The 13,713-nt window shown below is 59.5% G+C and carries 15 protein-coding genes and 2 tRNA genes; 11 read left to right on the forward strand and 6 right to left on the reverse strand.

Going from position 1 to position 13,713, the window contains the following annotated elements; translation table 11 throughout:
• Nucleotides 1–95 precede the first annotated feature (95 nt).
• From ETC07_RS05525 to ETC07_RS05570, 10 genes are all read left to right on the forward strand, one after another.
• Nucleotides 96–170 (forward strand) — tRNA-Gly (locus ETC07_RS05525).
• Between the two features lie 255 nt (nt 171–425).
• Nucleotides 426–1,382, forward strand: a complete 957-nt coding sequence (locus tag ETC07_RS05530; protein ID WP_136247512.1) for an ABC transporter ATP-binding protein — start codon at nt 426–428, stop codon at nt 1,380–1,382.
• Nucleotides 1,379–2,152, forward strand: coding sequence for an ABC transporter permease (locus tag ETC07_RS05535; protein ID WP_136247513.1), 774 nt, complete (start codon nt 1,379–1,381; stop codon nt 2,150–2,152). Before ETC07_RS05530 ends, ETC07_RS05535 begins: the two co-directional genes overlap by 4 nt.
• Nucleotides 2,153–2,155: 3 nt before the next feature.
• Nucleotides 2,156–2,992, forward strand: coding sequence for an NADPH-dependent 7-cyano-7-deazaguanine reductase QueF (gene queF, locus ETC07_RS05540; RefSeq protein WP_136247514.1), 837 nt, complete (start codon nt 2,156–2,158; stop codon nt 2,990–2,992).
• Nucleotides 2,993–3,084: 92 nt separating this feature from the next.
• Complete coding sequence (locus tag ETC07_RS05545; protein WP_136247515.1) at nt 3,085–3,645, forward strand: nitroreductase family protein; 561 nt, start codon at nt 3,085–3,087, stop codon at nt 3,643–3,645.
• A gap of 2 nt (nt 3,646–3,647) precedes the next feature.
• The gene (locus ETC07_RS05550; RefSeq protein ID WP_136247516.1) at nt 3,648–4,151 is read left to right on the forward strand and encodes a YiiD C-terminal domain-containing protein; all 504 of its coding nucleotides are present in this window, start codon (nt 3,648–3,650) and stop codon (nt 4,149–4,151) included.
• A gap of 122 nt (nt 4,152–4,273) precedes the next feature.
• Nucleotides 4,274–4,361: transfer RNA gene (locus ETC07_RS05555), tRNA-Ser, on the forward strand.
• Between the two features lie 384 nt (nt 4,362–4,745).
• Nucleotides 4,746–5,027: a S24 family peptidase gene (locus ETC07_RS05560; protein WP_276605500.1), complete on the forward strand. Its 282-nt coding sequence runs from the start codon at nt 4,746–4,748 to the stop codon at nt 5,025–5,027.
• A 53-nt stretch (nt 5,028–5,080) separates the two neighbouring features.
• On the forward strand, nt 5,081–5,950 hold the full coding sequence (locus ETC07_RS05565) for a sce7726 family protein (protein ID WP_136247518.1): 870 nt from the start codon (nt 5,081–5,083) through the stop codon (nt 5,948–5,950).
• Nucleotides 5,951–5,976: 26 nt separating this feature from the next.
• Entirely contained in the window at nt 5,977–6,930 is a 954-nt protein-coding gene (locus ETC07_RS05570; protein WP_136247519.1) for a sce7725 family protein, read from the forward strand.
• Between the two features lie 54 nt (nt 6,931–6,984).
• On the opposite strand, the gene ETC07_RS05575 is transcribed toward ETC07_RS05570, so the two are convergent.
• The 5 genes from ETC07_RS05575 to ETC07_RS05595 all read right to left on the reverse strand — a co-directional run bounded on the left by ETC07_RS05575 (nt 6,985) and on the right by ETC07_RS05595 (nt 10,849).
• Nucleotides 6,985–7,596, reverse strand: a complete 612-nt coding sequence (locus tag ETC07_RS05575) for an ImmA/IrrE family metallo-endopeptidase (RefSeq protein ID WP_168709171.1) — start codon at nt 7,594–7,596, stop codon at nt 6,985–6,987.
• Nucleotide 7,597: 1 nt separating this feature from the next.
• Nucleotides 7,598–8,158, reverse strand: coding sequence for a hypothetical protein (locus ETC07_RS05580; RefSeq protein WP_136247521.1), 561 nt, complete (start codon nt 8,156–8,158; stop codon nt 7,598–7,600).
• 245 nt (nt 8,159–8,403) lie between these two features.
• Nucleotides 8,404–9,681 carry a Y-family DNA polymerase gene (locus ETC07_RS05585; RefSeq protein ID WP_136247699.1) on the reverse strand — a complete coding sequence of 426 codons (1,278 nt, stop codon included), beginning with the start codon at nt 9,679–9,681 and terminating at the stop codon, nt 8,404–8,406.
• A gap of 8 nt (nt 9,682–9,689) precedes the next feature.
• Nucleotides 9,690–10,130, reverse strand: a complete 441-nt coding sequence (locus ETC07_RS05590; protein WP_136247522.1) for a LexA family protein — start codon at nt 10,128–10,130, stop codon at nt 9,690–9,692.
• Nucleotides 10,131–10,345: 215 nt separating this feature from the next.
• Nucleotides 10,346–10,849 carry a lactoylglutathione lyase family protein gene (locus tag ETC07_RS05595; RefSeq protein WP_136247523.1) on the reverse strand — a complete coding sequence of 168 codons (504 nt, stop codon included), beginning with the start codon at nt 10,847–10,849 and terminating at the stop codon, nt 10,346–10,348.
• A gap of 107 nt (nt 10,850–10,956) precedes the next feature.
• On the opposite strand from ETC07_RS05595, the gene ETC07_RS05600 reads away from it, so the two are divergent.
• Nucleotides 10,957–11,862, forward strand: coding sequence for a LysR family transcriptional regulator (locus ETC07_RS05600; RefSeq protein WP_136247524.1), 906 nt, complete (start codon nt 10,957–10,959; stop codon nt 11,860–11,862).
• A 21-nt stretch (nt 11,863–11,883) separates the two neighbouring features.
• Here ETC07_RS05600 and ETC07_RS05605 read toward each other — a convergent pair whose 3' ends face one another.
• Nucleotides 11,884–13,473: an ABC-F family ATPase gene (locus tag ETC07_RS05605; RefSeq protein ID WP_136247525.1), complete on the reverse strand. Its 1,590-nt coding sequence runs from the start codon at nt 13,471–13,473 to the stop codon at nt 11,884–11,886.
• Between the last annotated feature and the right edge of the window lie 240 nt (nt 13,474–13,713).

The raw sequence follows: 13,713 nt of genomic DNA on the forward strand, positions 1-13,713 counted from the left end.
TCCCATTCGTCTAGTGGTCCAGGACACCGCCCTTTCACGGCGGTAACAGGGGTTCAAACCCCCTATGGGACGCCACTTCGTAGTACCCCTTCCAAGCGGGAATAGCTCAGTGGTAGAGCATCGCCTTGCCAAGGCGAGGGTCGCGAGTTCGAATCTCGTTTCCCGCTCCAGATTCAGATCGCTTCGCATGTTCCGCCGCCTCGGAATCGCCTTCCGGGTCGCTTGCCTGGCCGTTCTCGACGGCGCATTTTCCGGGCATCTTGCCGCTTTTTTCTGCCTGTCGCAGCCCCGACATGCTCGCCAGCGTTCTCCGTCATCGCCGGGTGTCGCCGTACGCTCACGATGCCGTCGAACTTGAACCGATGGCGATATGCCCCCATATAGTGGGCCCTCCACGACACTCATCCAATCGAACAGGATCGCTCATGGCCGAACCGGCGCTGTCCATTCGTGGCCTGACCAAGGTCTACGGCAATGGCTTCCAAGCCCTCAAGGGCATCGACCTCGACGTCGCCCAGGGCGACTTCTATGCCTTGCTGGGCCCCAACGGGGCGGGCAAGTCCACCACCCTTGGGGTGGTCTGCTCGCTGGTGCAGAAGAGCGCCGGGAAGGTCTCGATCTTCGGCATCGACATCGACACCGATTTCGCCCGGGCCAAGTACCATCTGGGCGTGGTGCCCCAGGAGTTCAACTTCAACCAGTTCGAGAAGGTCATCGACATCGTGCTGGCCCAGGCCGGTTACTACGGCATGTCGCGCCGCGAGGCCCTGCCACGCGCCGAGGAGCTGTTGCGCGACCTGGGGCTGTGGGACAAGCGCAACGGCAGCGCGCGCATGCTCTCCGGCGGCATGAAACGTCGATTGATGATCGCCCGTGCCCTGATGCATCGCCCCAAGCTGCTGATCCTCGATGAGCCCACCGCCGGGGTCGACATCGAGCTGCGTCGCAGCATGTGGGAGTACATGCGCCGTATCAACGAGCAGGAAGGCACCACCATCATCCTCACCACTCACTACCTGGAAGAGGCCGAGAGCCTGTGCCGGCGGGTAGGCATCATCAATCACGGCAAGATCATCCGTGACACCGGCGTGCGCGAGCTGCTCGCCGAGCTCGACACCGAGACCTTCCTGCTCGACCTGGCTCACCCGGTCGAGTCGGCGCCGGCCATCGAGGGCTTCGAGGTCAGGAAGGTGGATGACGCCCAGCTGGCGGTCATGGTCCATCGCGGCCAGCGCCTGAATGCCGTCTTCGACACCCTCGGCCAGCAAGGCATCGAGGTGGTGTCGATGCGCAATCGCGCCAACCGGCTCGAGGAGATGTTCGTGTCCATGGTGGAAGAGGGGCAACAGACAGGGAAGTCCGACCAGGAGGCCAGTTCATGAACGCCACCCAGATCGCCATCGCCCTATGGACGCTGGTGTCCAAGGAGATTCGCCGCTTCACCCGGATCTGGCCGCAGACCCTGCTGCCGCCGTCGATCACCATGACCATGTACTTCATCATCTTCGGCAACCTGATCGGTTCGCGCATCGGGGGCATGGATGGCTTCGACTACATGGACTTCATCGTCCCCGGGCTGATCATGATGGCGGTGATCACCAACAGCTATTCCAACGTGGCATCGTCCTTCTTCTCCAACAAGTTCCAGCGCAGCGTGGAGGAGATGATGGTCTCGCCGATGCCTAACTGGGTCATCCTCGCCGGCTTCGTGCTGGGGGGCATGGCCCGCGGCCTGGGGGTGGGCGTCATCGTGACCCTGGTGTCGCTGTTCTTCACCCGCATCGATGTGGCGCATCCGCTGCTGACCATCCTGGTGGTGGTGCTGACCGCGGCGCTGTTCGCCATCGGCGGCTTCATCAACGCGCTGCTGGGCAAGAAGTTCGACGACATCTCCATCGTGCCGACCTTCGTGCTGACGCCGCTGACCTACCTGGGCGGGGTGTTCTACTCGATCTCGCTGCTGCCGACCTTCTGGCAGGGCGCCTCGATGCTCAACCCGATTCTCTACATGGTCAACGTCTTCCGTTACGGCTTCCTGGGGGTCTCCGACATCCCGGTAGGGTGGGCGCTGGCCGCGATTTTCGGCTTCATCGCGGTACTGTTCGGCGTCGCGCTGTGGATGCTCGAGAACGGCAAGGGCATTAGGAGTTAAACGATGGCACACGACCGCCCCGAGACGCTCAAGGAGGCCCCGCTGGGCCGCGAGTCCGCCTACCCGGAAGCCTATGATGCCGGGCTGCTGTATGCGATTGAGCGCGCCGCCAACCGTGGCCCGCTGGGGATCGAGGAGGGCGCGCTGCCGTTCGCCGGCGAAGACGAATGGCACGCCTTCGAGGTCTCCTGGCTCAACGCGCGTGGCAAGCCGATCGTCGCCGTGGCGCGCTTCCGGCTGCCGGCGGATTCGCCGCGGCTGATCGAATCCAAGTCGTGGAAGCTCTATCTCAACGGCTTCAACCAGACCCGTTTCGCCTCGCCGGATGAGGTGCAGGCGGTGATGACGCGCGATCTCGGCGCCGCGGCCGGCGCGCCGGTCTGCGTGGCGTTGCTCGGCGTCGACGACGAGGCGCTCATGCCGCGCCGGCTGCCGGGGGAGTGCATCGACGAGCGCGACATCGAGATCGACGACTACACGCCCAGCGCCGAGCACCTGGTCGCGGGCGACGAGATCGTCGAAGAGACCCTGCACTCGCACCTGCTCAAGTCCAACTGCCCGGTCACCGGCCAGCCCGACTGGGGCAGTGTGATGATCCGCTATCGCGGGCCGCGCCTCGACCGCGACGGTTTGCTTCGCTACCTGATCGGCTATCGCCAGCATCAGGACTTCCACGAGCACTGCGTCGAGCACATCTTCATGGACCTGATGGCCCGGGCGAAGCCCGAGCGGTTACTGGTGCTGGCGCGCTACGTGCGGCGCGGCGGGCTCGACATCAGCCCCTGGCGCGCTACGCCGGGCGAACGGCCGCCGTCGCCGCTGCGCCTGGCGAGGCAGTAGGCGCGTCGCGACAGCCCGCCCGGCACGACAGCGATGGCGCGGGCTGATAGAGTATCGAGAACATTTCTCGTTTGACGGCCAAGGAGACACCGATGGACGCGATGACGCTGCTGCATGAACGCAGCTCCATGGGCAAGCTGATGGGGCCGGCTCCCGGTGGGGCGCAGCTCGAGGCCATGTACCGGGCGGCGTTGCGTGCCCCGGACCACAAGGAACTGCGGCCCTGGCGATTCATCGAGTTCTCGGGTGATGGGCTAGAGCGGCTCGGCGAGCTGTTCGCCGAGGCCGAGCGCGTCGACAACCCCGAGGCCCCCGAAGCCGTGCTCGATGGGGCACGCAAGAAGCCCAAGCGGGCACCGATGATCATCGCCGTGGCCGCCAGGGTCACGTTGGACGAGCCCAAGGTGCCGCGGGTCGAACAGGTGATCTCCGCCGGCTGCGCCGCCCACGGCCTGTTGCTGGCCGCCCACGCCCAGGGCCTTGGCGCCATGTGGCGCACCGGCAAGTACGCCTTCGACGCCACGGTGCGTGAAGGCCTCGGCCTGGGCGAACAGGACGAGCTGGTCGGCTTCCTCTACCTCGGGCAGCTCGCTGGTCGCCACCGCCCGGTGCCCGAGCACGACGTCGACGCCTTCGTCGAGCGTTGGTGCTGAGCATGCGCGAGCCTGGCACCGCTCACCCGCGCCTGCCGTTGCCGCCGGCGGGTGACGAGGACGACTCGGCGACCTTCCTGGCCTGGCTCGGCGAGGCCATCCCGATGGCCAAGCAGCTGGGCATCGAGGCCATGCACCGTGAGGGTGAAACGCTCGAATGGCGGCTTGCCATCGCGCCGAACCTCAACGACAAGGGCACCGGCTTCGGCGGGTCCCTGGCCGCCCAGGCCACGTTGCTCGGCTGGTCGTGGACGACGCTCTGGTTGCGTCGCCACGGATATGAGCGAGATGTGGTGGTGGCCGAGGCCCGTCAGCGCTTCCTGGCGCCGGTCACCGGCGGCTACCGGCTGACCTGCGCGCCCGAAAGCGAGGACGCGCCGGCCCGTCTCAGGGAGCGCATGGCGGAGCGGGGGAGGGGGCGCATCGCCCTGGTGCAGCGGCTGTGGTGCGGCGACACCTTATGCCTCGAGGCCCACGGCGACTACGCCGTGCGCCCGGCCGAATGAGCCGCTTGCCCCGACCGGCAAGAAATCGAAAAAACGTCTTGCTAACACGGAGTTAAGGCGATAATATGTGCGCCGTTCTCGAGGAAAAGGCAGCAAGCCTATCGATTCGAGAAGCACAATGCGGAGGGGTGTCCGAGTGGTCGAAGGAGCGCGCCTGGAAAGTGTGTAAGCCGAAAGGCTTCGAGGGTTCGAATCCCTCCCCCTCCGCCAAGAATTTCGATTAAGCCGCTGAGAAATCAGCGGCTTTTTCTTTGTCTGTATCTTTTACCCCACACTTTGGCCCCACCTAATGCCTGGTTTCCATAGGCCCCATCAAGATGCCTTTGGGCGGCCTTTTTCCCCGTGCTGTCGCTCTTCCTGCCGCCATGCCTCATTTAGGCAATCATTTCCTAATTCAGGCATGACAGCCGTTCAGGCTTTCGGTACTGTGTCCTAAGTGTTGTGAGCAGCCTTAGGGTTGGAGATGTACGCTTTCTTCTTGAATGCATCTATACCGCAGCCGGCGATGGCCGCTCGCTCGAGCGGGAGGAGGTTGAGACCACGCTGTACTTCCCCACCGAATAGCTCGCCGCCCAGGGCCTCGACCCGGCCCAGGTGGCCGGGGTGAAGGTCCGCGGCGACTCGATGGACGGCACCCTGGCCGACGGCGACTGGGTGCTGGTGGACCGCAGCAGCCGCGACCCGCACCCGGAAGGGGTGTTTCTGCTACTCGTGCACGACGAGCGGCGCATCAAGCGTGTGCAGCGCGTCGCCGGCGGCGCCTGGCTGCTGATCAGCGACAACCCGCGTTATGAGAAGGAATTGATCAAGCCGCATGACATGAAGGACGTGGCGATCCTGGGGTGGTGTGAGATTCGGGTTGGGCGGGTGTTGTGATGCTGGAGCGTTGGACTATACTCCGGCGCATTTTGATGTTGATGGGCTGAATCATGATATGCACTTTTGCTGATACAGATCCTACTGCTCTGGCCGCTCGGTTTACCCGGCCGAGCTTTGAAATGATTTCGAGTTTCGCTGATTCGCGAAACTTGATCTCGGAAATGTTCGGCGAGAAAAAATTATTTGACTCTAAGGGGCTTCGCGTTGGTGAAGTCTTTGATCAGGCCTGGAATAGGCTTAAGCATTCGTACAGGAATGAGTATGTTTACAAAACGGAGCTGGCCAATCGTATAGTCTTTGGTCGCCATAGTCCTAACACCGCAGCTTTGCATGTAGAGTTGCCTGTCAGTGGGTCTATTGCTGATATGGCCATATACAATGGCACGTCTACAGCTTATGAAATAAAAACGGATTTTGACAGTGCGTTCAGGTTGAGGTCTCAAAGCGAAAGCTATCTCAAGGCTTTTGAAAAAGTCTATGTGGTCGTGTCGGATAGCTCGGTTAAAAAGTACCTTTCATATATTCCCGATGAAGTGGGAATGCTGTCCCTTTCCAAGAGAGGAAGTTTAAGAGAGGTGAAGCCAGTCTGTTCTGATGTTTCTAGATTAAAGCATGAAGTTATGTTCAGATGCTTGCGTCGATCAGAACAGGTTAGTATCGCGGAAAAAGTGATAGGTGAAAAAATTGAGTTGCCCAATGGCTTGATATACGAGGCTTGTTTTAGGGCTTTTAGTTTGCTTGATGTTGAGTCAGCACATAGGCTCTATGTCGAGCAAATGAGGAAGAGGAAGACTGATAAAAAAACTCAGCTATTTATTTCTAGGCTTCCATACAGCCTAAAAGCACTTGGCTACGCAACGCCACTGTCTGAGAAAAAAAGGACGAATATACTGAACGTTCTGGATCAGATGCTGGTGTGAAATTCAATGTTCAGGGAGCTAAAGTAATGTATTATCCTTATCTTTATGGACGAAAATATGAACTTTTAGCATTAAGAGACTTCGCGACGAACCATCCGGGCGATCGCAATGTTTCTCCTGTCGTTGAGCCTTTAAAGAGTGACGTTGGAGATCTAAAGAGAGCCATTCAGCGTCTTTCCAGTCAGAATTTTCCTCTCACAGTTATTCTGAATCCGGTGCGAGGCGAGTTTAGGGATCAAGCTAATCTCAGCGGTTGGCTTTCGTCGCTGACATCTCAGGTTACTCCAACTGTAGACTTTACTCCAGCGTTGCTGTGTGATGATAGAGTTTCGTATGCGGATGTTGATAATTTTTTGAATCAGTTTCGCAGTGGCTCTGCTGTTCTTGTCTATAATTCGCCAGCACTTTCTGCCATTGAAGTATCTAGATTAGACCAGGATTCTAGAGTTGGCTTGCAAGTAATCAAGGCTGGTGGGATTGAGCCCCAAGCTCGTGGCGGGCTCTCTCCTCAAAAGACTATCGAGATTTTAGACTGTTTCAACGCGCAGACCAGGAATGCCGATTACGGTGGCGCAGAATTTTTTTCTCGTCAATACTTAGGCTTTCGCCAAGCTTCTTGTGGTTATGGTGATTTTACGGTGTTATCTACGGCCATTCCCGGTTCGGGTGGCCCTCCCGGTGCTGTTGTTGTCCATGCCACTTATAAAGAACCAAACTCTGGGGAGGTTTGGGTTGAGCATTTTGTTTCAGCCGAAACTGATAGGGAGGCTGGTACTGTGGAGGGGAAGTTTTTAGATGCTGCTGGGCAATTGTGTCGCCAGGTTGCATCTAGACCCGGTGAGTTTGGGGCAAATGTCGCAATTTCTAGCTATCAGGCACAAGTCGCTGGTAATAGAAGTCCAGGCTTAGGTGGCAATAAACGTCAGCAAATTCTCCATCATATTTGTTTGAATAGACAGATTTTGCTTGGCTATATTTGATTAAAATGCCAGCCAAGCGGCTGGCATTTTAAATGGATTTGGTGTCGATGAGCTTTAATCTATATAGCCAAGATTTTTGAGTCGTATTTCCATTGCTTGATATGAAGTTTGAAACATTTCGCAAAGTGTTTGGATGACTTCATTCAAAAATAGTTTTTGCTTTTGCTCTTCGGCCACTTGGATGATCTCATTTACTTTTCTTGAGATTATTTCTTTAGGCATCAGCAGATCTGCAGCAAAGGAGTTTGCCAGATATTCTTCAAGCTTTTGCTCTCCTGCTCGTTTGAACATTATTTCATCATTGTCTGTAAACTCATCTTTATAGTTTATGTCGTTAATGTGTGGAAGTATATCATTGAACAAGTGACCAAGTTCGTGAGCGATGGTGAACCGCTGCCGATTTGTATGGTGTGTAGGGTTGATCCATATCTCTATGAACTGCTCCCCTGTGTCTCTTTGAACTTTTATCTCACCTGAACGGCTAAGACGTTCGAAAGAGTTTATGTTTTTTGATAGCTTTACATTTTCGATTTTCTTTGAGATATTCTCGACATCAATAGGTGGTTCTATCTCTTCGATTTGGAGTCCATAAGCCATTTTCAGAAGCTCGTTTGGAGTTCTGATTGCGGCTGCCCTATTAGCTGATATGAATTTCTGGATCTCCATTTTATTTCTCTCCTTCAGGGGAGGTGGCATCTGTCTTGTCTTGTTGTACGATGCTGTTTCTGAATCGTGATACAGAGCTGTCAGTGTGCTTGAATGCTGCCGATTCCACCGCTCTTTCGACTCTTACATCAACATGCTCAATGATTTCTTCTTTTATTTTGTTATGAAGCGGCTGATAGTAGTCGTCAGTGTACAAAGTTTCATTTACAGCCTCGCCGATAATTTTATGGCTATCTGACTGCGTTTTTATTTCTTTTTTTGTCTTGGCTACGAGATCATTAATATCGCTTCGTCTGTGCCACCAAAGTCCGAAAACACCCAAAAAGCTTGCAGCAGCAACTAACAGTGTGACAATGGTGAGAGCGTTGTTAAAGGTATCGAAAGTGGAGTTGTACAAAGACTCGTATTGTGAGCTTAAATTCCCATTTGATTCGACCTTGGTCTCTAGTACTAAAATTTTTCGCTGCAGGCTTTCTATCACCTCGCTTTGTGAGTCAAGCAAGCTTTTTAAAGTTTCAATGGCTTGGCTGTTAGATTGCTCAGGAGGCGCGTTAGCTTCCATGCTTAACTCTCTTGATGTAATTACTTTATAGGTTTTTAACAACCTTGCAAGTTTAGTATAACACAGTTTTCGTTTGTGCGATACACATGTAAATATGCTAATATTTATCTTGGTGTTTTTTGCATTGCTAGGTTTGGGGTTTGGTCAGGCATTTTGATTTTAGTTTATTTTTGCTGTTGACTTCTTCGCTGCATAATTCTCATGACAATTGTTTTTAATTCTGTGCAGCCAATACATCTCCACCTTTAAGCTTTTACCTTCCTTAGTTCCCGCCACTGCGTCGTCCACCGTGGCGTGCGGTGCGCGCAACGCAGGTGCCAGGCGGCATTCTTGCGCGGCACGCCCAGGCGCACGGTGCCCTTGCCCATCTTCCCGTTGAGCTCGTCCAGGGCGGCCATCAGCTTGTGGTCGCGCTCGCGCTGGGCTTCCCGTTCGGGCGTGTCGAGCAGCGAGAGCTGCTCGCGGTTGGCGTCCACCAGGTCGAGCAACATCACGCCGGCCTTCATGAAGCGATACCCGCGGCGATAGATCGCCTCGAGCCCCTGCTGCGCGGCGGCCAGGATCGGCCGGCTGTCGTCGGTGGGCTCGGGCAGCTCGACGACGACGCTGGGCGAGTACTGGGCCAGGTCGGGCCGGTGGCGGTTGGTCTTGAGGAACACGAGCACGGCGCGGGCGTGGCTGTCCTGCTGGCGGAGTTTTTCGGCGCCGCGCTGGGCGTGCTGGCGGATGGCGTCCTGCAGGTCGCCGAGCTCGCCGGTCAACCGGCCGAAGGAGCGCGAGGTCATGATGCGCTGGCGGGGCTCGCTGGCGTCGTTGAGCTCGATGCAGGGCGTGCCCTGGAGCTCGCGTACGGTGTGCTCGAGGGTGACGGAGTAGCGCTGGCGGATGGCCTTGGGGTCGGCCTGGCGGAGATCCCAGGCGGTCTCGATGCCCTGGATGGCCAGCCGCTCGACCAGCCGGCGGCCGACGCCCCATACGTCGCCCAGGGCAGTGCGCTCGAGCAAGCGGCGGGTGTCGTCGCCGTCGGCGTGCATCACGCACACGCCACCGTATTCCGGCAGCTTCTTGGCGGCGCGGTTAGCAAGCTTGGCCAGGGTGCGGGTGGGCGACACGCCCACGCAGACGGGGATGCCGGTGAACTGGCGCACGTTGCGGTAGAGCGTGCGCGCGAGTGCCTGGGTGGCGGCGGCGTCGAAGCCGTCGAACCTGACGAACATCTCATCGATGGAGTAGGGCTCGATGCCGGCGGAGAACTCCTCGAGCACCTCGCGCACCCGGGCGCTCATGTCGCCGTAGAGCTCGTAGTTGGACGAGAGCAGCTGGATGCGGCCCAGGTTGACCCACTGCTGCAGCTCGAAGGCCGGGGTGCCCATCTCGACGCCCAGGGCCTTGAGCTCATGGGAGCGGGCGATCACGCAGCCGTCGTTGTTGGACATCACGCCCACCGGCAGGCCCTCGAGCCGTGGCTGGAAGACGCGTTCGCAGCTCACGTAGAAGTTGTTGCAGTCCACTAATCCGATCATCTGGCCGCTCATACGGCGTACTCGTGGATGACCGAGCGCACCACACCCCACACCTGGCAGTCGAGGTTGGCGATAGGTATCGGCGCATACTGGTTGTTGCCGGAGCACAGGTAGGGCCGCTTCCCGATCATCTCGTAGCGCTTCACGATCACTTCGCCGTCGACCAGGGCGACGACGATGTGCCCGGGGCGGGCGTCGATCGAGCGGTCCACCACCAGGGTGTCGCCGTCCTGGATGCCGAACTCGACCATGCTGTCGCCGGTAACGGTCATGAAGAACGTGGCCGCGGGGCGCTTCACCAGCCGCTCGTTGAGGTCGAGTGTGCGGCCGACGTAGTCCTCCGCCGGCGAGGGGAAGCCGGAGATGCCGGCGCGGATGGTGGCCAGCGGGTGGGGCAGGGCGCGGTACGACGGTGCCGGGTGAGGATGACGGGTCTCGGGGTTGCGCATGGCGGTGCCTCTTGTCAAAAGCTGTTTGTTTATACAGTATTCGACAACAACACGCCCTTAGGCAAACGCTAATATGCACAAACGCCGGGGGGCAGGCGCCCGGGCCCGGCGTGGCGCGGTTGATGGCAGGATCCCGAATTGGCGGGGCGACATGCGAGTGAGCTACCTGGGCCCGGGCATCTGCACACGGTGAATGGCGTGTCGTGCCACTCGCCTCAGGACGCGTAGGCTCCGGCGGAATAGGTCAGCTCGTAGCTGTGGCTGTAGATCTCGAGGATGTTGCCGAAGGGGTCTTCCATGTAGACCATGCGGAACGGCTTCTCGCCGGGGAAGTATTCCCTGACGGGCATGCGCTGCTTGCCGCCGGCGGCGACGATGCGCTCGGCGAGCCCTTCCACGTCGGGATCTTGCACGCAGAAGTGGAAGACGCCGGTCTTCCAGTACTCGAAGTTGTTCTCCGGCGTTTCCTGGTTCTGGAACTCGAACATCTCGACACCGACACGGTCGCCCGTCGACATGTGGGCGATGCGAAACGATCCCCAGCCGGGCCCGAAGACGTCGCTGCACATCACGCCGATGGCGGAGTCGTCCTCGACGATGGTGGTGGGCTCCATGATCACGTACCAGCCGAGGACCTCGGTGTAGAACTTCAAGGCGGCTTCGACATCGGGCACCGAAATGCCGATGTGGGAGAAGGTGCGGGGATAGACCTGGCTCATGGCGAGTGCTCCTGCTGCGTCGTATGGGGAGTTGACGCTGGCCATGCTAGGGAGCGTGGATCATAATAAAAACTATCATGACCTTATGGCAGTAATAAAAAACCCTTATGCTTAATCCACACTGGCTACGCACGTTCGAAGCCTCGGTCGAGCTAGGCAACTTCACCCGTGCCGCCGAGCGCCTGGACCTGACCCAGGCCGCGGTCAGCCAACATATCAAGCACCTGGAGTCGCGGCTGGGGCCGCTACTGCTGCGCCGGTCGAGGGGGCTGGAGTTGACCCCCGCGGGCCACGCCCTGCTCGACTACCAGCGGGAGATGCAGGCCGCCGATCAACGGCTGCAGCAGCGTCTGGCGGGCGATGATGCGACGCAAGGCGAGATCAGCCTGATGACCCCGGGCAGCAGTGGCCTGGCGATCTACCCACGGCTGCTGGCCCTGCAGAAGGAGGCGCCCGAGCTCGCCATTCGACACCGTTTTGGCCCGACCAGTGAGGTCATCGAGGCCGTTCTCGATAATCGTGTGGAATTCGGGCTTGCGACCCAGCGTCCGGAGGAGCCTCGCCTGTCGGTATCGCTGTTTGCACGCGAAGCGCTCGAGCTGGTCGTCCCGGCCTGGGAGCGCGTGCAGGATTGGGAGGACCTTGAGCGACTTGGCTTCATCGATCACCCCGACGGCCATGACATGGCCACTCGGCTGTTGAGTCGCTGCTTCCCCGGCAACCCGGGGGTAGGCCGGTTGCCTTGTCGCGGGTTCACCAATCAGATTGGCCTGATCCTGGCGCCGGTGGCCGAGGGGCTGGGCTTCAGCGTGCTGCCACGCTTCGCCCGGGAGGCCTTCGCGAATCCCGAGGCCATCCGCGTCGTCGAGGGGCTGCCGGAGGTCGTCGACAGCCTATGGCTCCTGCATCGTGCGGAATGGCCGCTGTCGGCGCGGGCCAAGCGCGCCCTGGAGTGGCTCGATGCGCGATGGATCAGTGCCCCGTCGAATCAGGGGCACTGGGCCGGCTCTTGAGCAGCGTGGTGCGGGGAGGGCTTAGCCGGGAACGCCCTGGCTGCGCAGGTAGTCGTCGTAGGTGCCGCTGAAGTCGACGATGCCATCGTCTTTCATCTCGATGATGCGGGTGGCCAGCGAGCCGACGAACTCGCGGTCATGGCTGACGAAGATCAGCGTGCCGGGGTAGTGTTCCAGCGCCAGGTTGAGCGCCTCGATGGACTCCATGTCGAGGTGGTTGGTGGGCTCATCCATGACCAGCACGTTGGGATTCTGCAGCGAGAGCTTGCCGAACAGCATGCGCCCCTGCTCGCCCCCTGAAATCACCTTCACGGACTTGCCGATGTCGTCATTGGAAAACAGCATCCGCCCCAGGGCGCCGCGCACGGTCTGCTCGCCGGCGGTGGTCCACTGCTGCATCCATTCGAACAGCGTCTCGCCGCCCTCGAAATCGGCCGCGTGGTCCTGGGCGAAATAGCCGACATCGGCGGCATCGGTCCACTTCACTTCGCCGGCGTCAGGCGCCATCGCCCCCACCAGGCAGTTGAGCAGGGTGGTCTTGCCGATGCCGTTGGGCCCGATGATGGCCACACGCTCTCCCGCTTCGATGCGCAGGCCGAGACGCTCGAACAAGACGTTGTCATCCCAGGCCTTGGAGAGCTCTTCCACCGCCAGGGCATGGCGATGGATCTTCTTGTTCTGCTCGAAACGAATGAACGGGCTGACCCGCGACGAGGGCTTGATCTCGTCGAGCTGGATCTTGTCGATCTTGCGCTGGCGCGAGGTCGCCTGCTTGGCCTTGGAGGCATTGGCCGAGAAGCGGCTGACGAATTGCTGGAGCTCGGCAATCTCCGCCTTTTTCTTGGCGTTTTCGGCATGCAGGCGCTCCCGCGCCTGGGTGGCGGCGGTCATGTACTCATCGTAGTTTCCGGGGAACAGCTGCACCTCGCCGTAGTCCAGGTCCGCCATGTGGGTACAGACACTGTTCAGGAAGTGGCGGTCGTGGGAGATGATGATCATGGTCGACGAGCGCGCCTTGAGGATGTCCTCCAACCAGCGAATCGTATTGATATCGAGGTGGTTGGTCGGCTCATCGAGCAGCAGCACATCCGGGTCGCTGAACAGCGCCTGGGCCAGCAGCACACGAAGCTTCCAGCCCGGCGCGACGACGCTCATCGGCTGGCCGTGCTGCTCGATGGGAATGCCCAGGCCCAACAGCAGTTCGCCGGCGCGGGCCTCGGCGGTATAGCCATCGAGCTCGGCGAAGCGCACCTCGAGATCCGCGACCGCCATGCCATCCTCTTCGCTCATCTCGCTCAGCGAGTAGATGCGCTCACGCTCCGCGGTGACGGCCCAGAGCTCTTCGTTGCCCATGACCACGGTGTCGATGACACGCTCGTTCTCGAAGGCAAACTGATCCTGGCGCAACTTGCCCAGTTGCGTGGTGGCGTCTTTCATCACCTGACCGCTGGTGGGCTCCAGGTCGCCCCCGAGGATCTTGATCAGGGTCGACTTGCCACAGCCGTTGGCGCCGATCAGGCCGTAGCGATGGCCTTGGCCGAATTTGACAGAAACGTTTTCGAACAGCGGCTTGGAGCCAAACTGCATGGTGATGTTGGCGGTAGAGAGCACGGCAGAGTATCTCGCGGGAGGCGCATGGAAGGAGAGGCTTGGGCCGGCACGCTAGGTGGTGTCGACCGAAGTGGATGGCGCATTGTACGCGCCAGGCCTGGGGGCTATCTACTCGATCGCCCCGCTCGATTCGGCGACCGGATCATGCCTCTGGCGCCGGGGCGGCCTGCAGGGCTGCGTCGGCCCGCTGTCATCGATCTCCTACGCGGTGCGTCGTCGATGCCATGCGGCTCTGCGTGG

The organism is Halomonas borealis (assembly GCF_004798905.1).
Classification (GTDB): Bacteria; Pseudomonadota; Gammaproteobacteria; order Pseudomonadales; family Halomonadaceae; genus Halomonas; species Halomonas borealis.

Coding starts and splice junctions, on each gene's coding strand:
- ETC07_RS05530 (WP_136247512.1), top strand. CDS start 426: ATGGCCGAACCGGCGCTGTCCATTCGTGGCCTGACCAAGGTCTACGGC.
- ETC07_RS05535 (WP_136247513.1), top strand. CDS start 1,379: ATGAACGCCACCCAGATCGCCATCGCCCTATGGACGCTGGTGTCCAAG.
- queF (WP_136247514.1), top strand. CDS start 2,156: ATGGCACACGACCGCCCCGAGACGCTCAAGGAGGCCCCGCTGGGCCGC.
- ETC07_RS05545 (WP_136247515.1), top strand. CDS start 3,085: ATGGACGCGATGACGCTGCTGCATGAACGCAGCTCCATGGGCAAGCTG.
- ETC07_RS05550 (WP_136247516.1), top strand. CDS start 3,648: ATGCGCGAGCCTGGCACCGCTCACCCGCGCCTGCCGTTGCCGCCGGCG.
- ETC07_RS05565 (WP_136247518.1), top strand. CDS start 5,081: ATGATATGCACTTTTGCTGATACAGATCCTACTGCTCTGGCCGCTCGG.
- ETC07_RS05570 (WP_136247519.1), top strand. CDS start 5,977: ATGTATTATCCTTATCTTTATGGACGAAAATATGAACTTTTAGCATTA.
- ETC07_RS05575 (WP_168709171.1), bottom strand. CDS start 7,596: ATGGAGATCCAGAAATTCATATCAGCTAATAGGGCAGCCGCAATCAGA.
- ETC07_RS05580 (WP_136247521.1), bottom strand. CDS start 8,158: ATGGAAGCTAACGCGCCTCCTGAGCAATCTAACAGCCAAGCCATTGAA.
- ETC07_RS05585 (WP_136247699.1), bottom strand. CDS start 9,681: ATGATCGGATTAGTGGACTGCAACAACTTCTACGTGAGCTGCGAACGC.
- ETC07_RS05590 (WP_136247522.1), bottom strand. CDS start 10,130: ATGCGCAACCCCGAGACCCGTCATCCTCACCCGGCACCGTCGTACCGC.
- ETC07_RS05595 (WP_136247523.1), bottom strand. CDS start 10,849: ATGAGCCAGGTCTATCCCCGCACCTTCTCCCACATCGGCATTTCGGTG.
- ETC07_RS05600 (WP_136247524.1), top strand. CDS start 10,957: ATGCTTAATCCACACTGGCTACGCACGTTCGAAGCCTCGGTCGAGCTA.